General features: G+C 65.6%; 23 protein-coding genes and 1 riboswitch. Of the genes, 6 read left to right on the forward strand and 17 right to left on the reverse strand.

Annotated features, from left to right (window positions below; all coding sequences use genetic code 11):
* The first annotated feature begins 57 nt into the window (after positions 1-57).
* The gene (locus tag HL671_RS30420; RefSeq protein WP_012046106.1) at positions 58-327 is read left to right on the forward strand and encodes a DUF2277 domain-containing protein; all 270 of its coding nucleotides are present in this window, start codon (positions 58-60) and stop codon (positions 325-327) included.
* Positions 328-371: 44 nt separating this feature from the next.
* Here the strand turns inward: HL671_RS30420 and HL671_RS30425 are convergent, their stop codons facing one another.
* Both HL671_RS30425 and HL671_RS30430 read right to left on the reverse strand, forming a co-directional pair.
* Complete coding sequence (locus tag HL671_RS30425) at positions 372-914, reverse strand: collagen-like protein (RefSeq protein WP_172241482.1); 543 nt, start codon at positions 912-914, stop codon at positions 372-374.
* A gap of 162 nt (positions 915-1,076) precedes the next feature.
* Positions 1,077-1,346: a helix-turn-helix domain-containing protein gene (locus HL671_RS30430; protein ID WP_041750961.1), complete on the reverse strand. Its 270-nt coding sequence runs from the start codon at positions 1,344-1,346 to the stop codon at positions 1,077-1,079.
* A gap of 407 nt (positions 1,347-1,753) precedes the next feature.
* Here HL671_RS30430 and HL671_RS30435 point away from each other — a divergent pair, with 407 nt between their 5' ends.
* Positions 1,754-2,194: a hypothetical protein gene (locus HL671_RS30435; protein WP_012046104.1), complete on the forward strand. Its 441-nt coding sequence runs from the start codon at positions 1,754-1,756 to the stop codon at positions 2,192-2,194.
* Between the two features lie 168 nt (positions 2,195-2,362).
* Here HL671_RS30435 and HL671_RS30440 read toward each other — a convergent pair whose 3' ends face one another.
* On the reverse strand, positions 2,363-2,863 hold the full coding sequence (locus tag HL671_RS30440) for a mismatch-specific DNA-glycosylase (RefSeq protein ID WP_012046103.1): 501 nt from the start codon (positions 2,861-2,863) through the stop codon (positions 2,363-2,365).
* A 113-nt stretch (positions 2,864-2,976) separates the two neighbouring features.
* Here HL671_RS30440 and HL671_RS30445 point away from each other — a divergent pair, with 113 nt between their 5' ends.
* Positions 2,977-3,600 carry a glutathione S-transferase family protein gene (locus tag HL671_RS30445; RefSeq protein ID WP_172241485.1) on the forward strand — a complete coding sequence of 208 codons (624 nt, stop codon included), beginning with the start codon at positions 2,977-2,979 and terminating at the stop codon, positions 3,598-3,600.
* Between the two features lie 30 nt (positions 3,601-3,630).
* On the opposite strand, the gene HL671_RS30450 is transcribed toward HL671_RS30445, so the two are convergent.
* The 9 genes from HL671_RS30450 to HL671_RS30490 form a co-directional block, all read right to left on the reverse strand.
* Entirely contained in the window at positions 3,631-3,900 is a 270-nt protein-coding gene (locus HL671_RS30450; RefSeq protein WP_172241488.1) for a hypothetical protein, read from the reverse strand.
* Positions 3,901-4,098: 198 nt separating this feature from the next.
* The gene (locus HL671_RS30455; protein WP_012046100.1) at positions 4,099-4,356 is read right to left on the reverse strand and encodes a hypothetical protein; all 258 of its coding nucleotides are present in this window, start codon (positions 4,354-4,356) and stop codon (positions 4,099-4,101) included.
* A gap of 367 nt (positions 4,357-4,723) precedes the next feature.
* A complete protein-coding gene (locus HL671_RS30460; RefSeq protein ID WP_012046099.1) occupies positions 4,724-5,110 on the reverse strand; it encodes a RidA family protein in 387 nt (128 codons plus the stop codon).
* 169 nt (positions 5,111-5,279) lie between these two features.
* Positions 5,280-7,181 carry a phosphomethylpyrimidine synthase ThiC gene (thiC, locus tag HL671_RS30465; RefSeq protein WP_172241491.1) on the reverse strand — a complete coding sequence of 634 codons (1,902 nt, stop codon included), beginning with the start codon at positions 7,179-7,181 and terminating at the stop codon, positions 5,280-5,282.
* A 143-nt stretch (positions 7,182-7,324) separates the two neighbouring features.
* Complete coding sequence (locus tag HL671_RS30470) at positions 7,325-7,933, reverse strand: thiamine phosphate synthase (RefSeq protein ID WP_172241494.1); 609 nt, start codon at positions 7,931-7,933, stop codon at positions 7,325-7,327.
* Complete coding sequence (locus tag HL671_RS30475) at positions 7,920-8,702, reverse strand: thiazole synthase (RefSeq protein ID WP_012046096.1); 783 nt, start codon at positions 8,700-8,702, stop codon at positions 7,920-7,922. Before HL671_RS30475 ends, HL671_RS30470 begins: the two co-directional genes overlap by 14 nt.
* A gap of 316 nt (positions 8,703-9,018) precedes the next feature.
* Positions 9,019-9,216: a sulfur carrier protein ThiS gene (gene thiS / locus HL671_RS30480; RefSeq protein ID WP_012046095.1), complete on the reverse strand. Its 198-nt coding sequence runs from the start codon at positions 9,214-9,216 to the stop codon at positions 9,019-9,021.
* Positions 9,207-10,223: an FAD-dependent oxidoreductase gene (locus HL671_RS30485; protein WP_172241497.1), complete on the reverse strand. Its 1,017-nt coding sequence runs from the start codon at positions 10,221-10,223 to the stop codon at positions 9,207-9,209. Before HL671_RS30485 ends, thiS begins: the two co-directional genes overlap by 10 nt.
* A riboswitch (TPP riboswitch) is annotated at positions 10,211-10,321 on the reverse strand. (Overlaps the previous gene by 13 nt.)
* Before the next feature lie 78 nt (positions 10,322-10,399).
* Positions 10,400-11,233: a lytic transglycosylase domain-containing protein gene (locus HL671_RS30490; protein WP_172241500.1), complete on the reverse strand. Its 834-nt coding sequence runs from the start codon at positions 11,231-11,233 to the stop codon at positions 10,400-10,402.
* Between the two features lie 207 nt (positions 11,234-11,440).
* Between HL671_RS30490 and HL671_RS30495 the strand changes: the two genes are divergently transcribed.
* From HL671_RS30495 to HL671_RS30505, 3 genes are all read left to right on the forward strand, one after another.
* On the forward strand, positions 11,441-12,922 hold the full coding sequence (locus HL671_RS30495) for a hypothetical protein (protein ID WP_172241503.1): 1,482 nt from the start codon (positions 11,441-11,443) through the stop codon (positions 12,920-12,922).
* A gap of 145 nt (positions 12,923-13,067) precedes the next feature.
* Positions 13,068-13,319 (forward strand): hypothetical protein, encoded by a 252-nt coding sequence (locus tag HL671_RS30500; RefSeq protein WP_172241506.1) that lies wholly within the window; start codon positions 13,068-13,070, stop codon positions 13,317-13,319.
* A 325-nt stretch (positions 13,320-13,644) separates the two neighbouring features.
* Entirely contained in the window at positions 13,645-14,181 is a 537-nt protein-coding gene (locus tag HL671_RS30505; protein ID WP_012046090.1) for a PRC-barrel domain-containing protein, read from the forward strand.
* 63 nt (positions 14,182-14,244) lie between these two features.
* Here the strand turns inward: HL671_RS30505 and HL671_RS30510 are convergent, their stop codons facing one another.
* The 5 genes from HL671_RS30510 to HL671_RS30530 form a co-directional block, all read right to left on the reverse strand.
* Positions 14,245-15,648 (reverse strand): ATP-binding protein, encoded by a 1,404-nt coding sequence (locus tag HL671_RS30510; protein WP_172241509.1) that lies wholly within the window; start codon positions 15,646-15,648, stop codon positions 14,245-14,247.
* 23 nt (positions 15,649-15,671) lie between these two features.
* Positions 15,672-16,412 (reverse strand): response regulator, encoded by a 741-nt coding sequence (locus tag HL671_RS30515; RefSeq protein ID WP_012046088.1) that lies wholly within the window; start codon positions 16,410-16,412, stop codon positions 15,672-15,674.
* Positions 16,413-16,836: 424 nt separating this feature from the next.
* Positions 16,837-18,048 carry an ABC transporter substrate-binding protein gene (locus HL671_RS30520; RefSeq protein ID WP_012046087.1) on the reverse strand — a complete coding sequence of 404 codons (1,212 nt, stop codon included), beginning with the start codon at positions 18,046-18,048 and terminating at the stop codon, positions 16,837-16,839.
* A 104-nt stretch (positions 18,049-18,152) separates the two neighbouring features.
* Complete coding sequence (locus tag HL671_RS30525) at positions 18,153-19,787, reverse strand: DUF4403 family protein (RefSeq protein ID WP_012046086.1); 1,635 nt, start codon at positions 19,785-19,787, stop codon at positions 18,153-18,155.
* Between the two features lie 283 nt (positions 19,788-20,070).
* Positions 20,071-20,766 (reverse strand): L,D-transpeptidase, encoded by a 696-nt coding sequence (locus tag HL671_RS30530; RefSeq protein WP_172241512.1) that lies wholly within the window; start codon positions 20,764-20,766, stop codon positions 20,071-20,073.
* Positions 20,767-20,875: the final 109 nt, after the last annotated feature.

A 20,875-nucleotide genomic window follows, 5' to 3' on the forward strand; every position in this document is an offset into this window, starting at 1 on the left:
GGGCGCATGTTAGCACGTCCGGCGACCTGGTTCAGCACCGGATTGATGAGACCTGTCATGTGCCGCAACATCAAGACGCTGTTCAATTTCGAGCCACCGGCGACGGAGGCCGAAATTCAAGCCTCGGCCTTGCAGTTCGTGCGCAAGCTGTCCGGCTTCAACACGCCGTCGCAGGCCAACGAAGCCGCCTTCGCACGTGCGGTGGAGGAGGTGGCCGACGCGGCCCGGCGGCTGTTGAGCTCGCTGCAGACCCAGGCTCCGCCGCGCGATCGCGAGATCGAGGCTGCCAAGGCGCGCGAGCGTTCGGCCGCCAGATTCGGCCGCTGAGTTCGGCCCAAGCCGGGCGGCCGCGCCAGGGCGGGCCGCGACGCTCAGAACGCCTCGTCCTCGGCGTCCGGCTCGTCGGCGTGCATCTCGTGCTTCTTCTTTTTTTTGTGCTTCTTCTTTTTCTTCTTTTTCGGCACGTCGATCTCGTGGGGATCGTCGTCCTCGAAGGCCTCGTCCAGCGCGTCGTCATGCTGGACTGCGGCGAAGATGTCGCGCACGGCGAGTTGCGCGGCCTCGCGCTCATGCGCCTCGCGATCACGCGTGCGCTTGTAATCCTCATAGGCCTCGAAGATCTGCTCCAGCCAGGGCATCAGCTGGTCGATGGTCGGCAGCGTGCCGGGCGGTCCCTGTTCGCCGCGCGGGCCTTGCTGTCCCTGCGGCCCTGCAGGCCCCTGGGGTCCGGGTTTGCCTGGCGGACCAGCCTCGCCACGCGGTCCTTGCGGGCCGGGTTTGCCTTGTGGTCCTGCTTTGCCGTCAGGACCGGGCTTGCCGCGCTGGCCATCCGGTCCGCGCTTCCCAGGCTGCCCCTGCGGGCCACGTGGACCCGCTGGGCCCTGCAGGCCGCGTCCGGCCGGATTCTTCGCCACTACCGCAACTCCGCTACGATCATTTGATTCGCAGCGAAGGGTAACAGAGCCACAACAACCGCAGCAATTGCAGCAGAGCCGCGAGGCCGATCGATCAACATCAATCGGCACCGCGTCCTGATGAGTTCCATGCGAAGGGATTTCGCATGGTCCACCGTCGTCTCAGGCCGTATAGGCCGGGACCGCAATGCCCTCGGCGGTGTAGCCGCGGATCTTGTTCCGCAAGGTACGAACCGGCATCCCGAGCAGCCTGGCGGCGTGGGTGCGATTGCCGTTGCAGCGCGCCAGGGTCTGAACGATGAGCTCGCGCTCGATGTCTGACAGCGGCGTGCCGATCAACAGCGGCAGAACCTCCGTCGCGGAGGGCGACGGCGGCATAACGAGTGGAACGAGTGACGGACTTGCGGCATCGGCTGACAACTCTTGTGACATAACTCCTCCCGATCAACGCCCGCACCGGATGAAAACGGTGCGAAAACATCGAGACCAACTAAACATCCAGCCCGTAAATCACCGTGGTCGGACAAGGTTAACGGGTCCTTAACGCAACATCGTAGCGGCCGCCTGGGGTTGAAATACCCCTAAAGCGCCATGGTTTTGCGCGGGTCTCGACCCATTTCGCCTCCCGGCGTGCCTGTGCGCCCGGCGGCGCGGGTCGCCCGGATCGCCGGGCCGGCCGCGCGGGGGCGAAGTGGCGGCATTTCGAACACACAAGCGGCGCCATATGCTTGGCGCCGCGCAAAGGGCTAAATTCGGCCCGATCGATTCGATTGGTGGGGCGCGATTGTCACATGTGGCTATCGAATGACCTCGACTTCACGTCACTGGAGATTTGATCCATGAAAATTGCGTCCTTCCTTCGCGGTATGCTGGTGGCACTGACGGCCGCAGCCGGCGCCGTTCTGCCCACCACCGCGCATGCGGATGGCGGCTTCATCACGCTGACCATCTACAAGGCGGGATGGATCATCGGCGGCTCCGGCGGCAGTGGCATGTTGCATTTCCATGGCCGAGCCTATCCGCTGTCGACCGGTGGCCTCGATTGGGGGCTTGTGTTCGGCGGCTCGCGTACGGTGCTGCGCGGTCGCGTCAGCAACATCTGGCGTCCGTCCGATGTCGAGGGCGTCTATGGCGCCGCCGGTGCGGGCCTTGCTGTCGGCCGCGGCGTGCGTGGCATCGTGCTGACCAATCAGAAGGGCGCGGTGCTCGAACTCTCGGGCGAGCAGATCGGGCTGTTGGCCAATGTCGATCTGTCGGGCCTCGCGATCACGATCAGGTAGTTGCTGCATCCTTCGACCAAACAACAATCGTCGTCGCCCGGCTTGACCGGGCGATGACAGCCGAACGCCACAGCCGTTCGGCTGGTCCTTCCGCAGTCTGCTGATGCGCCGGCTTGTCGGCCGCCATCACGTCCAGCGCGGCTCATCTCCCTTGTCCAGGATCATGCGCTAGCCCGACGCGACGTGCTCGGCCAGATCCTGCCACGGCTGCAAGGTCCACGCACCGGACGCGGCGCCGGAGGGCGAGGCGAGCACGAACGCCGTCGGGAAGTCATCCTGCTCGGATTGGCGCCCCAGGGCGATCGCGCCGGTCGGCTTGCGGTAGAACAGGCTCGCCGCCTTCTTGCTGGTGAAGGCGATGGTGCGCGGCCGATGACGCCGGATCTTTGCCGCAAAGCCCGCGACATCGACGCCGGCCTTCAGCGCCACATGGTCCATGCCCGCGCCCTGCTTGCAGAGGTCAGTGAAGCCGATGCCGAGCGACAGCAGCGCCGGAAATTCGTGCGGTCGATACAGCCGCGGCGTCAGGCCGACCGCGAACAGCGTCGGCCAGAAACGGTTGCCGGGATGCGCGTAATAATGCCCGGTCGCGGCCGAGCGGGCGCTCGCGGCGGTGCCGACGAAAACGAGGCGGAGGCCGGGCTTGAGCTGATCGGGCAGGCGGTCCATGGGCGGGATCTGTCGCATTATTGCGGGATCAGCAACAAGCCATTGATGCCGCGTTGCGTTGTGGGTGTCATGGCCTCGGCTTAGACCTTGCGGCGGAACGACGGGAGCCCTGCATGACCCAACGCCGCCTCTATCACTTCGCTTTGTCCGGCCATGCACATCGTGCGCGGCTGATGTTGCATCTGCTCGGCCTCGACTGCGACTATGTCGAGGTCGACCTCAGCGGCGGCGCGCAAAAGCGGCCGGATTTTCTGGCGCTCAATCCGTTCGGCCAGGTGCCGGTGCTGGTCGAGGGCGATGCCGTGATCCCCGACTCCAATGCCATCCTGGTCTATCTCGCGCGCCGCTATGATGAGTCCGGCCGCTGGCTGCCGCGCGATCCGCTCGGCCAGGCCCAGGTGCAGCGCTGGCTGTCCGCCGCAGCAGGGCCGCTCGCCTTCGGAGCGGCCGCGGCACGGGTGGCGACCCTGTTCGGCGCTCCGCTCGACATGGCGAGGGCGCATCAGCTCGCGAATGGCCTGTTCGCGGTCATGGAGCAGGAGCTGGGCCGCCGGCCGTTCCTTGTCGGCGACGTGCCGACCATCGCCGACATCGCCCATTACAGCTACACGGCGCATGCGCCCGAGGGCGGCATCGCGCTGGCGCGTTACCCCCATGTGACGGCGTGGCTGGCGCGGATCGCCGCGCTGCCGGGCTTCGTGCCGATGCAAGCGAGCCCGGTTGCCGGCCAAGCCTGAGCGCAGCCGGCGGCCACGGCTCCGCCCCGCTTACAGGAAGCAGCGGCGCTCGTCGCGCAGCTTGAGCTGGATGTTGGTGGCCTCGACGAAGGTCGGCACCGGCTTGGAGACGATCTTGTAGCTCGAGGGCCATTCCAGCGGCTTCGACTGCAGCTCGGTGTTCCAGATCTGGCAGATGCCGGTGTTCTCCCAGCGGATCACGTAATAGCCGGTCTTGGCGGTTGGCGCGGCCAGGGCCGGGGTTGCGAGCGAGGCGGCCGTCAGGGCCGCGGCGGCAGCGAGAGTGGTCAAGCGACGCATCGTCAATCTCCTGAAACAAACCGACCAGATCATCATGGCTGCAGCCGCGGCCACAATGCAGCCGCGGCAGCCACCGCGAAGTGGTGCGACAAAAGGGCGGGCCGCGCAAGGCGGGACCGCCATCCGTTCACAGCGATGTCGGCCTACGCGCGGCGAGGGCGGGTGCCCGGTGACCAGCACCAGCGCGCTGGCGGCGCCTCACAGCGTGCAGCGGCCCTGCCGACGCAGCCTGACCTGCAGGTTGACCGCCTCATTGAAGGTCGGCACCGGACGGCTGACGATCTTGTAGCCCGACGGCCAGCGGATCGGCTTGAACGTGAACGCCTCGCTCCAGACCTGGCAGATCCCGGTGTTGTCCCAGCGAAGGATGTAATAGCCGGCCTGTGCCGGGGTGGAGGCAAAAGCAGAAGCGGCAGCAAGGCCGCCGACAATACAAGCGGTGGTGAAACGCGACATCGACAACTCCGGCAACAAGCAGGCCCCGATGGGGCGGGCCCTGTGTGGGTGCTCGGTGGTTCCTTTTGAAGGCGCCGATGGCGGTTTTGTGCGGCAAATGCGCGCGAACCGGCACACCTCGCCGCAGCGTGGCCGCGCCGCATCAGGGCTGTGCTAAGTTGCGCGTCAGCGCGTCGGGTTCAAACGATTGCCCTGCCTGAGCTGTAAAGAGGGGTAGCGCCGAGAGAAAGCCTCGCCGCAGATGGTCTTTGTGCAGATGGTCTTTGTAGGGGCGCGTAACACAGCGCGGCGTAGGGTGGGTGACGCGAACGCCCCTCCATCATCTGTCAGTGTGGCGCCTTTGTCGATCGCCGTCCGCTAACCCATCCTACGGTTTTGCGACCGCGGCGACACCCTCGATCTCGATCAACATCTTCGGATCGGGCAGCGCGACGACGACACAGGTCGTCCGCGCCGGATACGGCGCCGGTCCGAACGCCGCGGCATAGAGCCGGTTCATGGTCGCGACATCAGCCGCGCGCGTCAGCAGCACGTTGACCTTGACGAGATCGCGAAGGCCAGCGCCGCCTTCGGTCAGCACGCGCGTGAAGTTGGTCACGATGTTGGCGAACTGCGCCTCGAACTCATCGGGCAGGTTGCCGTGGGCGTCGAAGCCGGGGATGCCGGAGATGAACAGGAGGTCGCCGATCCGCGTGCCGAACGACAGCGGCGGAGCTTTGACGTGCGGTGGGGCGGGGATGTGGTGGATGGGCATGTGGCCTCCGTCGATTACTTCATTCAGATCAAGCTGAAGCGGGTCTGCGACGATGTGAAGTTCTGAAGCAAACAGCTAAGGTCATCAAACAAGAAGCCGGGCTTTCGCCCGGCTTGATGGATGACCGGGTCTGCGCCCGGCCATGACGATGGAGAGAGCGGGGCGGGCGTCAGGACAACGCCTTGTTGCTCTCCTTCACTTTGTCAGCATCGAGATAGACGCTGCCGCCCATTTCCTTGAACTTGGCGCTCATCTGGGCCATGCCGTCTTCGATGGTGCCGCTGATGGTCATGCCGACGGTGGTCGGATCGTTCAGCGTGGCGGCGTAGTCGCGGACGTCCTGGGTGATCTTCATCGAGCAGAATTTCGGGCCGCACATCGAGCAGAAATGCGCGACCTTGTGGGCTTCCTTCGGCAGGGTCTCGTCGTGGAAGCTCTTGGCCGTGTCCGGGTCGAGGCCGAGGTTGAACTGGTCGGTCCAGCGGAACTCGAAGCGGGCGCGGGACAGCGCATCGTCGCGCAGTTGCGCGGCGGGATGGCCCTTGGCGAGATCGGCGGCGTGGGCGGCGATCTTGTAGGTGATGACGCCGGTCTTGACGTCGTTGCGATCGGGCAGACCGAGATGCTCCTTCGGAGTCACGTAGCACAGCATCGCGCAGCCGAACCAGCCGATCATGGCGGCGCCGATGCCTGACGTGATGTGGTCGTAGCCGGGTGCGATGTCCGTCGTCAGCGGCCCGAGCGTATAGAACGGCGCCTCGCCGCACTCCTTGAGCTGCTTGTCCATGTTGATCTTGATCTTGTGCATCGGCACGTGGCCGGGGCCCTCGATCATGACCTGGCAGCCCTTGTCCCAGGCGATCTTGGTGAGCTCGCCGAGCGTCTCCAGCTCCGCGAACTGCGCGCGGTCGTTGGCGTCCGCGATCGAGCCGGGGCGCAGGCCGTCGCCGAGCGAGAACGAGACGTCATACTTGCGCATGATGTCGCAGATCTCGTCGAAATGCGTGTAGAGGAAGCTCTCCTTGTGATGCGCGAGGCACCACTTGGCCATGATCGAGCCGCCGCGCGAGACGATGCCGGTGACGCGTGACGCGGTGAGGTGGATGTATTGCAGCCGCACGCCGGCATGGATGGTGAAGTAGTCGACGCCCTGCTCGCACTGCTCGATCAGCGTGTCCTTGTAGAGCTCCCAGGTCAGCTTGACCGGATCGCCGTTGCACTTCTCCAGCGCCTGGTAGATCGGCACCGTGCCGATCGGCACCGGCGAGTTGCGCAGGATCCATTCGCGGGTGGTGTGGATGTTGCGGCCGGTCGAGAGGTCCATCACGGTGTCGGCGCCCCAGCGGATCGCCCACACCATCTTGTCCACTTCCTCCTCGACGGACGAGGTCACCGCCGAGTTGCCGATATTGGCGTTGATCTTGGTGAGGAAGTTGCGGCCGATGATCATCGGCTCCAATTCGGCGTGGTTGATGTTGCAGGGGATGATGGCCCGTCCCCGCGCGATCTCGGAGCGCACGAACTCCGGCGTGATGAACGCGGGGACCTCGGCGCCAAAACTCTCGCCGTCGGCGAGCGCGGCTTCGGCGCGTTCGTGCTGCTGCTTGCGGCCGAGATTCTCGCGCTCGGCGACGTAGATCATCTCCTTGGTGATGATGCCGGCGCGGGCGAATTCGAGCTGGGTGATCTTGTGGCCGTCGAGGCCGCGCAGCGGCTTGTGATGCGCGATGAAGGCTTTCGCCGCCTTGTCGGCGCCGACATTGCCGTTGTCCTCCGGCTTGATGTCGCGCCCCTGATATTCCTCGACGCCACCGCGTTCGAGCACCCAGGCCGTGCGGTTGCGCGGCAGGCCGGCATTGACGTCGATGGTGACGGAGGGATCGGTGTAGGGGCCCGACGTGTCGTAGACCGGCAGGTTCGGCTCGCCGGCGGCCTCGGAGAGGATGATCTCGCGCAGCGGCACGCGCAAATCGGGCGCGGAGTCAGGGTTCGCATAGATCTTGCGCGAGGAGGGCAGCGGGCCGGTGGTGACGGCGGGCAGTGTCGTGTCGGGATTGGAGCGGATGTTCATGGGATCCTCCTTCTCAATTGTCGTTGTCGGAGTGAATGGCGGACGTCATTGCGAGGCGCGTGAGCGAGGAAGCCATCGAGAGCGGCACGCGCAGCCCTGGATTGCTTCGCTGCGCTCGCAATGACGGTGGAGATCGCGGAGCATCAGGCCAGCTCCTTCGTTGCGTCGAGCCAGGCGCGGACGCGGGCGTCTGGGTCAGCGTTCTGGGTGACGTCGGAGACGACGGCGATCGAGTCGGCACCGGCGGCAAAGATCTCGGCGGCCTGCTCGAGCTTGATGCCGCCGATCGCGACCAGCGGGATATTGCCAACGCGCTGTTTCCAGACGCTGATCTTCGGGATGCCCTGCGGGGCGAAGCGCATCGCTTTCAAGGTGGTCGGGAAGATCGGCCCCAGCGCGACATAATCGGGCTCGGCCGCGAGCGCATTCTCCAGCTCGGCATCGTCATGGGTGGAGAGGCCGAGCGTGAGGCCAGCCTGCTTGATCGCCGTGACGTCGGCGTCCGCCAGATCCTCCTGGCCGAGATGGAGATGTTCGGCACCGGCGACGATCGCGGCGCGCCAATAGTCGTTGACGATCAGCTTCGTCGCCGTGCCCTTGGTGATCTCGAGCGCGTCGGTGACGATCTGCAGTGCCTCGCCGTCATTGAGATCCTTGGCGCGCAATTGCACTGTGCCGACGCCGAGCTTGGTCAGGCGCTCGACCCAGGCAAGGCTGTCGACGACGGGATAGAAGCGATCAGGATACGGCATGCCAGAACGGTGTCCCAACGACAGGGGTGGAGGGCGAGGCGAAGTCGCGGGCGTCCATCAGCCCGGCCTCGTAGGCGGTACGGCCGGCATCACAGCCGAGCCTGAAGGCGCGGGCCATCGCCACCGGGTCGGCGGCCTTGGCCACCGCAGTGTTGAGCAGCACCGCGTCATAGCCGAGCTCGAGCGCTTCGGCCGCGTGAGAGGGAGCGCCGAGGCCGGCGTCGACGACGAGCGTGATGTCGGGCAGGCGGTCGCGCAGCAGCTTCAGCGCATCGCGATTGATGATGCCTTTCGCGCTGCCGATCGGCGCCGCCCACGGCATCACGACCTTGCAGCCGGCATCGACCAGCCGCGTCGCGACCGAGAGATCCTCGGTGCAATAAGGGAAGACCTCGAAGCCGTCCTTGATCAGGATCGTCGCCGCCTCGACCAGGCCGACGACGTCCGGCTGCAGGGTGTCGTTGTCGGCGATGACTTCGAGCTTGATCCACGACGTGCCGAACAATTCGCGCGCGAGCTTGGCGGTGGTGACGGCCTCGCGGACGCTGCGGCAGCCGGCGGTGTTCGGTAGCACCGTGACGTTGAGCTCGCGGATCAGCTTCCAGAACGCATCGCCCGATTTGCCGCCGGCGGCCTCACGGCGCAGCGACACCGTGACGATCTCGGCTCCGGAGGCGCGGATCGCGTCCTGCATGATGGCCGGCGACGGGTAGAGCGCGGTGCCGATCAGCAGGCGGGAGGTGAAGGTCTTGTCGTAGAAGGTGGGCATTAATTGTCTCCGTCGTTGCGGACGGTGGTTGCCACAATGGAAGCTGTCATCCCTGCGAAAGCGGGGATCCAGTATTCCAGAGGCCGTGCGGTCAGGCCGAAAGGGCGCGGTGGATTGGATCGCTCGGCGAAGCCGGGCGATGACAGTTGTCTTCCCACGTCGTCCCGGCGAAAGCCGGAAGCTATGCCGCGCGATATCGCGCAGGGGCACGGTGGGAGAGATCGGGTGTCCTCACGGCCGCCGGTGGCTATGGGTCCCCGCCTTCGCGGGGACGACAGCGGAGTATCACGAACGAGCGAGCAATCCACGGCCATCATCACCCTCCCTGCCGGGGGGTGATGATCTCGATCTCGTCGCCGGCCTTCAGCGGCGTCTCGGACCAGCGGCTCTTGGGCACCACGTCGTAGTTCAGCGCGATGGCAAAATGGCTGCCTTCATAGTCGAGCTCGGACAGCAGCGCGGCGACATCGGTCGAACTGATGTCACGGGCCTCGCCATTGACGGTCACGCGCATCGCATCACCTCATTGTCGATCTGGCCATACGCGACGTAGTTCAAGGTCGCCTGCGCCAGGGCCGGCGCGATCAGGAAGCCGTGGCGATAGAGGCCGTTGACGCGGATCTCTCGCTCGCTCGTCACGGTGATGCGCGGCAGATTGTCCGGATAGGCCGGCCGCAGCCCCGAGCCGAATTCGAGGATGCGCGCCTCGCCGAACGCCGGATGCACCGAATAGGCGGCGCCGAGCAGCTCCAGCGCCGAGCGCAGGGACACGCCGGTGTCCTCGGCCTCCAGCGAGGTCGCGCCCAGCATGAACAGGTTGTCGGCGCGCGGGATCAGATAGAGCGGCCAGCGCGGATGCATCAGCCGGACCGGCCGCGCCAGCTGCACCTCGGCGGTTTCGATCAGGATCATCTCGCCCTTGACGCCGCGCAGCTCCGGCTCGGCGTCGCGTGCATCGAGGCCGCGGCAGTCGATCACGAGACCGTCGAGATCGGACGCCGTGACGTTGCTGTTGAACAGCACGCGGCCGCCGGCCTCGATGATACGCTGGTGCAGCTTCGGGAGCACGCGGCGCGGTTCGACATGGCCTTCGGTCGGATAGAATAGCCCCTCGCGGAAGCGGCCCTCCAGCGACGGCTCCAGCGTTGCGAGCTGCGCCGCGTCGAGGCGTTCATAGCCGGAGGTGCGGCGGGCGAAACGGTCGTAATCGGCGCGGTCGCGCGCATGCGCGATCACCAGCGATCCGTTGAACGGCGTCTCCGGCAGCTCGCGCCGCCACAGCGCGAGCGAGGCGAGGCCGAGCCGGCTGATCACAGGTTCTGAAATCTCGCTCTCGCAATAGGGAGCCAGCATGCCGCCGGCCCAGTGACTGGTGGAGAGCATCAGGTCGGCGTCGCTGCGTTCATGCAGCGTGACGGTGTGGCCGGCGCGCGCGAACAGCAGCGCCTGCCAGGCGCCGGCAATGCCGGCGCCGATGATGGATACGGGACGATCCCCGCCTGTCGTGGTTGTCTGCTGCATCCCTGTCCCTTCGCCGGCATGACCCGGATCAGGTTCAAAGGGTCACCGCATCACGTGCGGTATCTCAGCTCCCCCTCGGAGCTCCCCTCGGAACGCGCTTAAAATAGACCGATACGGCCCCGTGTCAACGGAGTGTCACGGAAAGACAGGTCCGATCGCCGAGGAACCTATTGCGTTCAATGCGCGCGGGCGTGACGGACAGGGGTGATTTTCGGCGTGATGTCGAGCGGGGCGGCGACGCGCTCGGGCCGGGCGAATGGCCGCGCATCGGCGAGACGCTGCCGCTTGGCCTCCTCATAATAGCCCTTGGCGAAATAGGCCACGGCGCGGTCGTGATCGCCGCGGGCGGCGCGATAGGCGCCAGCGAGGTATTTCACGCCATAGGTGAGGTTGGTGTTCGGATCGTGCAGGCCGGCCGCGTCGCCGGTGTAGCCGAGGCCGCGCGCGGTGCCGAGCTTGATCTGCATCAGGCCGATGCAGCCGCAACGGCCGACCAGGTCCTTTTGATATTTGCTCTCGCGCACGATCACGCGGTGGATCAGCGCCTCGGGAACGTCGTTGGCGGCGGCGTGGACGGCGACCAGCGCATCGATATGCGGATGGCCGGTGTTCATGTGCTTGGGCTTGACGTCCGCCGCCTTGCGATCGGTCTCGCGGGGCTCGGCCGCCGGGGTGTCGACCGGCACCGCCTCGGCCTCGGCGGCCGGCGCGGCCGCATTGGCGTCGACCGGCTGCGAATTGTCGGCGCCGCTCACCGCTTCGATGGCCTCGACTTCGCGCGCGGCCTTGGTGACGGCGCTGTGCGCGGCGAGCTCCTTGATCCCGTCCGGGCGGACATGGGCCAGCCTGACGGCCGTGCTGGCCTTCGCGCCCGTCTTGCCGATCTTGGCCTTCGCCGCCGAAGCGGGGGCCGCATCCTCGGCAGCCAAATCTTCGGCAGCCATGGCCGCCGGCAGGTGGCCGGCCATCGCAAGGCCTGCGATCCAGGCCGTCAGCACGAGACGTTTCATGTGTCAGGATCCCCCGGGAACCACGCGCGTGCCAAGCAGCCCCCCGGCACACGTTTAACACTTTACGCACCGTAATTGGCGCGATCGCCGGGCGATAATGTGGCAGAATTGGGGCGGGACTGTCGGCGGCCGCAGCGCCACGGTTTACTCCGAATTAGACGGGGCGTGCTTGGCTGGCCGAAAGCTCCGAGCCAGGTCCATGCCGCGATGACGCTGTCCGTCACCCACACCGAAGCGACCATCCGGCCGTCACGCGCGCTGTTGCCGCTGTGGGTCGGCGCCGGCGTCTATGCGCTGCTGCTGATCTCCGGCAACCGTCTGCTCAACGATCCGGACACGCTGTGGCAGATCACCGTGGGGCAATGGATCCTCGATCACCGCGCGGTGCCCGAGGTGGACGTCTACTCCTTCACCATGCGCGGCGCGCCCTGGATCTCGACGCAATGGCTGGCGCAGGTCGGCTATGCCGCGGCCTACCGGCTCGCCGGCTGGACCGGCCCGGTGGTGCTGGCGGCGTCGGCGATCGCGCTGGCCTTCGCACTGTTCGCGCGTGCCCTCGGCCGGCATCTGCGCGACAGCACGATGCTGGTGTTCGTCGTCGCCGCGTTCCTGCTCTGCCTTCCGCATCTGCTGGCGCGGCCGCATGTGCTGGCGTTTCCGATCCTGGTGGCCTGGATGGCGGGATTGATCGACGCCGCCGATCGCAAGGCGGCGCCGCCTCTGGCGCTGGTGCTCCTGATCGCGCTGTGGGCCAATCTTCACGGCGGCTTCGTGTTCGGCCTGTTCTTCATGGCGCCCGCTGCGCTTGATGCGGTTGTCAATGCCGAGCCGCCGCTTCGCCGCGCGCTGGCATTGCGCTGGATGGCGTTCGCCGCGCTCGCTGTGGCCGCGAGCTGCTGCACGCCCTATGGCTGGAACGCGCTGCTCGCGGCGCAGAAGATCCTGTCGCTCGGTCAGGCACTGCCGCTGATCGTCGAATGGAAGGCGGCGGACTTCCAGGGCCTCGGGCCGTTCGAGATCTGCCTGCTGCTGGCAATCGGCTTTGCGCTATATCATGGGCTCAAGCTGCCACCGGTCCGCATCCTGATGCTGCTCGGCCTGCTGCACATGGCGCTGGCCCAGGCGCGCGCTGCCGAGATCCTGGCGTTGGCCGGACCGCTGGTGATCGCCGCGCCGCTGGCGCGGCAGTTGGACCCGTTGCCCGCCGTCCCCGCGGGGGCGCGGGCAGCGCTGACATCGGCCGTGGTGCTCGCGCTCGGCGCCGGCACATTGGCGTCCTTGTCGGTCCTGACCTTCGCGCCGAACATGCGCGGCACGCCGGTGGCGGCCGTGACCGAGCTCAAGAAGCTCAATCTGACGCGCGTGCTGAACGACTATGATTTCGGCGGTTATCTGATCTCGACCGGAATAGCTCCGTTCATCGACGGCCGCACCGAGCTCTATGGCGAGACGTTCTTCGTCGATCACAACGCCGCATCAGGCCTGATGGAGCCGGACAATCTGTTCCGGCTGCTCAAGGACTACGACATCGAGGCGACCTTGCTGCGCACCCAGAGCGCGGCGACCAAGCTGCTCGACCATGTCGATGGCTGGCAAAAAGTCTATGCCGATGATATCGCCACCATTCATCTGCGCAAAGCGGGCGCCCGTCACACCGCGGAACCGTCGGTCGATTCCGGCAGGAATTGATTCAATCCTGATGATCTTCACGTGAGGTCCGATGTCGCGCGGCATCTCGGCGCGTGCAAATCAGGCAGTGCTCGACTATCATGACCGTGTCCGTTCGACAGCAAGCCTGACTCATTCAAGAAACTGAACAGAGAGGGAGCGCGTCATGGCCGTGAAGGCAACCGACACCACCGCCGATCGTTTCAGCAACAACAGGCAGGCCGACATCCGCGTCCTGGACCTGCCGCGCAACAATCCCTGCGCCCAATGCGGCGAGCCGATCGCGCTGCCGTCCTGGGTCGAAAAGGATGGGCGGCGCACCGCCTTTCTCTGGCATTGCCGCCTCTGCGACTATCGCTATGAGACCATCGCGTTCTATGCCGAGGCCGTCGATCAGGACGACGCGCTGGCCGCCTAATCAGGCCCAGCGAGCTCGCTGCCTTTTGTCGCGGCGGGCGCACATCACTCAATCTCGCGGATCGATGGATGCGGCCGGACGGCTTGAGCCGTCCGGCCATCCGCGTTGATATCCGCAAGCCTGCACTGATGTCTCGGCAGATCCGGGCGCGACACGCGACGACATCGCGGGCGTCTTGATGCGATTTGCCGGAACCGTCACTCAGGCACAGTTCGGCGCTGCACTGAGACCGCTTGTCGCGCAGCATGACGAAATCGGAGTTCCCGCGGAACGGTGACTGTCCGCTGCAGTTCTCTCGTCACCATTCACTGAGAGGAGACACCACATGATGATGAAGACTGTTGCGGCCGGCCTGGCCGGTTCCCTGCTGCTCGCGACCGCGGCCTTTGCTGCGGAGAGCACCACCACCACGACCAGCACCACGACCACCGCCAATACCACGGCGGCGTCGTACCAGGGCGATTGGCGCAGCTCCAAGCTGGTGGGCGTGAAAGTCTACAACAACAACAACGAGAATGTCGGCTCGATTGACGACCTGCTCGTCGACAAGAGCGGCAACGTCAAGGGCGTCGTGATCGGCGTCGGCGGCTTTCTCGGCATGGGCGAGCACCTCGTCGCGGTCTCGTTCGACCAGGTGAAGTTCTCGGATCAGCCGGTGCAGTCCAACACCGCCTCCAACGCTCCGGCATCCGGCACGACCTCCTCGACCACGCCGCCGGCGACCACGACGACGGGGGCTGCCACCGGTACGTCGTCCTCGTCGATGAGCTCTTCGAAGAACCGCTGGTATCCCGACCACGCGATGATCAACGCGACCAAGGACCAGCTGAAGTCGATGCCCGAGTTCAAGTACTCGGAGTAAGAGAACAGCGAGCGATACGCTGTGTCGCGGCGCGCCCGGTTCATCCGGGCGCGTTCGCGCATGTCAGGCTGCAGGGCGCAGGCTGCTGCGGCTCAGCGGCAGCTCGATGCGTGCGATCAGTCCGCAGGGGTGTCGGTCGTGCAGTGACAACTCGCCGCCATGGGCCTGAACGATCGCCTTGGCGATCGACAGTCCGAGCCCGAAGCCGGTGGCCTCGTCCATGTTGCGGGCATCGTCGCCGCGCACGAAGGGTTCGAGCATATCCGGCTTGAGGGCATCCGCGATGCCCGGGCCGTCATCCTCGACGTCGATGGTCAGGCGATTGCCCGAGACCGTCAGCCTGATCACGATCTCCTTGCCATATTTCGCGGCGTTCTCGACCAGGTTCGTGACCGAGCGCATCAGATCGTCAGGCCGCACGGTGGCCATGGCGTGGATCGGACCGACATAGCTGACCTGATGGCCGACATCGGCGAACTGATCGGCGACGAGTTGCAGGATGCTGGCGATATCGACCAGCGTCATCGGCTCGAGCTTGCGGCCGTTGCGCAGGAACGACAGCACCGATCCCAGCATTGTATGCATCTGGTCGAGGTCGGCCAGCATGCGGCTGCGCTGCAGCTCATCCTCGACGAACTCGCAGCGCAAACGCATCCGGGTCAGGGGCGTGCGCAGATCATGGCTGATCGCCGCGAGCATCTTGGTCCGGTCGTTCATCAGCGCGGTGATACGCTGCCGCATCCGGTTCAGCGCGCGCGCCAATGAACGGATTTCTTCCGGCCCGCGTTCGGGCAGCGCGGGCGCATCACCATCGAGGCTGAAATTCTCCGCGGCCCTTGCGAAGCTCGACAGCGGCGATGTCAGCGCGCGCGCGGCCCAGAGGCCGAGCAAGGTCGTGCTGATCAGTGCGAACAGGATGGTCGTCAACCATGGAGCGCCCCAGAACGGTGGCCGCCGCGGCCGGTCAGGAGTCTTGGCCGTGATCAGGTCACCGTCGGGCAGTGCGACGACGACACGCCGCGTGCCCGATCCGGGTGGCGACATGAAGATCCGGTAGCCGGGGCCGAGGCCGCGAAAGCCGCCGGGTCCGGGAGGTCTGCCGTCAGGTCCGTGGTGGGGTTCGAAGCCTGGTCCGCCCGCGCTCGGCGCGCCTTCCGCGCCTGGCTCGGGCGCTCGTCCGGGTTCGGTCGGTAGCGGACCGGAATGAGGTTTGATGTCGAACTCGGGATAGGCACGAACGATATCGGCCATCAGCCGTGGGCGGTCGTCGGCGGGGGCCCGACCGAGAATGCGGATGGCGGTCGCAAGCTGGAACGGACCTGCCTCGCTCTCACCCTCGGGCTGCTCTGCCCGATAGATCAGGAATGTTGCGGTGATGATCGCATGCAGCGCAACGATCGAGATCGCCACCAGAGCCGTGATCTGGCCACGGATGCCCTTCAGGTTGAGAAAGCCGAACGACATCATCCGCCATCATCCGATCCGAGCGGTCAGTGGTTCTGCGGCGCCGTCACCACCTCGACGACAGGCGTGAACATGTAGCCGCCGGACCGCACCGTCTTGATCATGGTGGCCTCCTGCGGATCCGGCTCGATCTTGCGGCGGATGCGGCTGACCAGCACGTCGATGGAGCGCTCGAACGAGCCGGCGCTGCGGCCCTGCGTCAGGTCGAGCAGGCTGTCGCGCGACAGCACGCGGCCCGGCCGTTCGCAGAAGGTGCGCAACAGATCGAACTCGGCGCTGGTCATGGCGACGCGTGCGCCTTCGGGATTGCGCAGCTCGCGCAGCCGGAAATCGATCCGCCAGCCGAGGAAGCTCAGCGCGGTCGCGCCCTCGGTTGCGCTTGCGGTCATCGCGGCGGCCTGCCGGCGCAGCACGGCATTGATCCGGGCGAGTAGCTCGCGCGGATTGAACGGCTTCGGCAGATAGTCGTCAGCGCCCATTTCCAGCCCGAGAATGCGGTCGACATCCTCGCCCCGCGCAGTGAGCATGATGATCGGCACCTGCGATTCGGCGCGTAGCTTGCGGCAGAGGGTCAGGCCGTCCTCGCCCGGCAACATCACGTCGAGGATCAACAGGTCGATCCGGTGATCGCCCATGATGCGGGTCATCTCGCGGCCGTCGGTCGCGGTCGTGACATTGCAGGAATTGTTGCGCAGATATTTCGCGATCAGCGTCCGCGTTTCGCGGTCGTCCTCGACGACAAGGATGTGTGGTTGTGTCTGGGCCATACCGTCAATTGACCTAGAATCGCGGCGTTTTGCGAAGAATTTTGTTACGTAATGTTTCCTGGCGGCAACGTCAGGCAAGCCAGTGAAACGTCTCTCCTACCTGTTGCTGCTTTCATCAGGGCCCGTCAAGCTCAGGGTGAAGAAGCGCGCCAACCGTGGCTTCAGGTCGTTGCCGACGGTTGATGCATCAGGCTACCGTGGGCAGCACGGCTTGCGTTGGTCGCGGTGCTCGGGGGCGGCTTGGAATGCTTCAAAAAAGCAACGCGCCAGGCTTGGCCAGGCGCGCTGTCAGGAATGAGTTGGCAGGCCGTCGTCCGAGATGACCATGATGCGTTTCAACAGAACCGCATCCTGATCTTATCTCTTTGTTTGAGCATGATCTTTTCGGAAAACCGGTTTCCACTTTTCCGGATCATGCTCCCATTCACTTCACCAGCGGGCAGCCGCCTTTGTCGAGCGGACGGAACGCCTCGTCGCCCGGCACGGTCGCGATCAGCTTGTAGAGGTCCCAGTCGCCCTTCGACTCCTCCGGCTTCTTGACCTCGAACAGATACATGTCGTGCACCATGCGGCCGTCGATGCGGATCTTGCCGTTCTTGGCGAAGAAATCGTTTACCGGAGTCGCGCGCATCTGCTCCATCACCTTCGGCGCCTCGTCGGTGCCGATGGCCTCGATCGCCTTGAGGTAATGCATCGTCGCCGAATAGAGCCCGGCCTGGATCATGGTCGGCATGTGCCCGACCTTGTCGTTGAAGCGCTTGGAGAAGGCGCGGGTCTCGTCGTTCATGTCCCAATAGAACGCATCGGTGACGATCAGTCCGGCGGTCGATTTGATGCCGAGGGAGTGAACGTCGGTGATCTCCATCAAGAGCGCGATCATCTTCTGGCCGCTCTGCGCCAGGCCGAATTCTGCCGCCTGCTTGAGCGCGTTCTGCGTATCGCCGCCGGCGTTGGCGAGACCCACCACCTTGGCCTTGGACGCCTGGGCCTGCAGCACGAAGGAGGAGAAGTCCGACGAGTTCAGCGGATGGCGCACGTCGCCGAGCACCTTGCCCCCGGCCTCCTTCACGACATTGGCGGCGTCACGCTCCAGAGCCTGGCCGAACGCGTAATCGGCGGTGATGAAGAACCAGGTGTCCTCGCCGCGCTTGACCATCGCCTTGCCCGCCACGTTCGACAGCGCGTAGGTGTCATAGGTCCAGTGCACCGTGTTGGGCGAGCATTGGCTGCCGGTGATGTCGGATGAACCGCCGCCGGAATTGATGTGGATCTTGTTCTTCTCGCGGGTCAGCGCCGAGATCGGCAGCGCGACCGAGGAGGTTGGCACGTCGAAGATGGCATCGACCTTCTCATTGTCATACCAGTTGCGGGCGATGTTGACGCCGACATCCGGCTTGTTCTGGTGATCGGCCGAGACGACTTCGACCTTCTTGCCCTTGACCTTGCCGCCATAATCCTCGACCGCCATCTGCACGGCCACCAGCGAGCCCTTGCCGGTCGCGTCCGCATAGAGGCTGGACATGTCGGTGAGCACGCCGATCTTGACGACATCGTCCGAGATCGTCTGGGCCTGAGCGGTTCCGCAGAGGGCCGCGAGCGCGAGGGCTGCGGCGACGGCTTGCGCCGAAGGTTTCATGTTTCTCTCCCGAGATTGTTGTTGTTGGCGGGCGCAGTTCTAGCTGTCTTGACTGCGTCCTGCAAAGCGAGGCCGCGCATGGGACCGTTGCGAAAGGTTTCAGCTCACAGCCCTGGCAGCGCGTTGACACGCACCGTCATCGTCCCTTCGGCCGAGCCGATGACGCGCAGCGTTGTGGCGTCGAAGGCAATGTCGGTCAAAGCGAGATTGTTGATGTCGGTATCGACCCTGACGCCGTTCTCGTTCTTGTGCAGTTCGGCCATCGCGGCGGCGACCTTCTCACGAAGATTGTCGGCGAACGGCTTGAGATCGATCACCGAGCGCTCCAGCAAGGCACGCTGCAGATGCGGGACCGCAGCGCGCGCGGCGGCGCCGAGCAGGCCGAAGGCCGCATCCGATTCCACAGCCAGCTGCAGGTCGGACAGGCGCAGGATCTGCTGCGCCTGGTCGACCATCGGGCGGCCCCAGATATGGACGGTCGCCTCGGCCCCGAACCCGAAGAAGCTTTCCTTCTCCTTGCCCTTGACCTGGAGCGAGATCAGCAGCCGGTTACCGGAGGGGACCACGGTCGCATGCTTCACGGTGACGGCGACCGGGCCGGAGCCGTCTTCCGGAAACGTCCGCCCGGCGAGTTGCGAATCGACGAGCTTGTTGAGTTCGGTGAAGGGCACGTCGATCGGAACCGCGACATTGATGCCGCCGGCCGTGGGCGGCACGATCGTGATCTTTTCCGGGAACGGGCATTCCGGCTTGGTCTGCGCCGGCGTCACCCGTGTTTCGGCTTCGATCCCGATCGTGGCCGTGACGGCATTGGCGTCGATCACGGGTTGCGCGGCCAGCGCCCGGGTCGGCTTGATCTCGAGCCAGACGGCCGGCAGGCCGGGCGCGGTGCCCTGCAGCGGGACCGAGCGACAGGCGCGCTCCCATTGGATCTGCGCGTTCCGCCGCAGGGTCGGGTCCTTGCGCAGCCGTTCGCTGAGCACGCCGAGCTGATCATTGACGTTCTTGTCGATGATCGGCTTCATCTGCGCCGGCACGTTGAGGCGCGCCCCGGCAACGGTCAAAGCCGTATCGCCCAGGTTGACCTGGGCGGCGAAGTTGGGCTCGACATACCAGGACGCGGCCAGCCGGGGGCGCATCGCGATCATGACATTGCCCTTGATGTCGGCGGTCGCGTTGAGGTTCTTGATATTGACCCCGATCTGTTTGGCGGCGTCCGATCCAAGCAGCCCGCCGATGGCGTCTCCCAGGGCCCCGGTGGTCTTGGCTGACAACGAGCCCGTGACGTTGAGTCGGCCCGACAGCGGCGTCGCGAGCGACAGTGTATCCTGGGCACCGGTTGCGGCGATGGCGCCGCGCGACACGTTCCAGCCGATATCGGCATTCTGCAGCAGCTGCGTGACCGGATTCTCGGCCTTGCCCGAGAAATTGCGCGGCGTCGCCTTTTCGGCGGCGTCGCGGATGGCGCCGAGCGAGACCGACACCGGCGCCATGATGATCGAGTTGCGGGTCGCGGGCGGCAATGGCGGCAACGCGGCCAATGGCGGTGCGGGGGTGGTGCTTGAGAACAGAAAGACTTCCGCGACGATGATGCCGATGAGAACGAGCGCCGCGAGCCCGGCCGCACCGAACAGGATGATTCGCAGCGGCGGCGGCGAGCGTCGCAGCGGCGGCTGCGATTTCGGAGCCAGCGGATGCGGCTTGTTCTGCCAGTCCGGACGCGGCGTCGGAAGCTTCATGTCGTATCCACGGACTCCAGCGGTGGCGATCCCGGCGCGCTCCGGCAACGGCGCGATCGCGGTTAATGCAAGGTTGCCAAGCTTACAGGGCCAAACGCAGGCGCGCCAGGGCAGCCGGACGCGCTGCCCGCCATCATTCGGTCGCGATGGTGAATGGCGCAAGCGGCGCCAGACGGCGCATCAGACCAGCGCGCAAAAAAAGACCGCCTGAGGCGCGGGGCCCGGGCGGTCCAAGTCTGGGAGGAAGGGGAAGATGAGAAGTGAACGATTGCAGGCGTGACGATCAGCGGGTGATGCGGCCGAGATCGGCGCGACGGTCCATCGGCAGCACGATCACCTTGGCGCCGACATTGACGCGCGCATAGAGGTCGATGACGTCCTGATTGGTCAGACGGATGCAGCCCGAGGACACATGCGTGCCGATCGTTGCCGGCTGGTTGGTACCGTGGATGCGATAGATCGTGCCGCCGAGATACATGGCGCGGGCGCCCAGCGGATTGCCCGGTCCGCCGGCCATGTGACGCGGCAGATAGGGCTGGCGGGCAATCATTTCCGGTGGCGGCGTCCAGTCCGGCCATTCGGCCTTCCTGGTGACCGATTGGGTGCCGGACCAGGTGAAGCCATCACGGCCGACGCCGATGCCGTAGCGCATCGCCTGGCCGTTGCCGAGCACGTAGTACAGATAAGTGTTGGGCGTATCGATGATGACGGTGCCTGGCGCTTCGCGGGTCGCGTAGTTCACCACCTGGCGGCGCAGGCGGGCCGGCAACTCATAAGCTGTTGCGTCGTCCTCGCTGGGCGCGAGAGTCTGCGGTTCGGCTGCCGGCGGCTCGAAGCTCGCAACCGGCGGCAGCAGGAAAGGAAACGGGAGCGGGGCCGGCGAGGCGGCCTGTGTCGGCGTGGCCGTCACGATGGTCGCCGTCATCAGTGCGCCGGCGAGGATGCGGAAATGCGAACGGAGTATGCCTGAGGTGAACATCAATGTCCCCTGTTTGATCGCGCGTGCGCCGCTGCCGTTACGCCGGTCAGCGGATTTGAAATCAGTCGCCTGTCATCAGCTTTGGCGCAGCTTGATCAGCGCCTTATGC

It is taken from the genome of Bradyrhizobium denitrificans (assembly GCF_013179005.1).
GTDB classification, from domain to species: domain Bacteria; phylum Pseudomonadota; class Alphaproteobacteria; order Rhizobiales; family Xanthobacteraceae; genus Bradyrhizobium; species Bradyrhizobium denitrificans.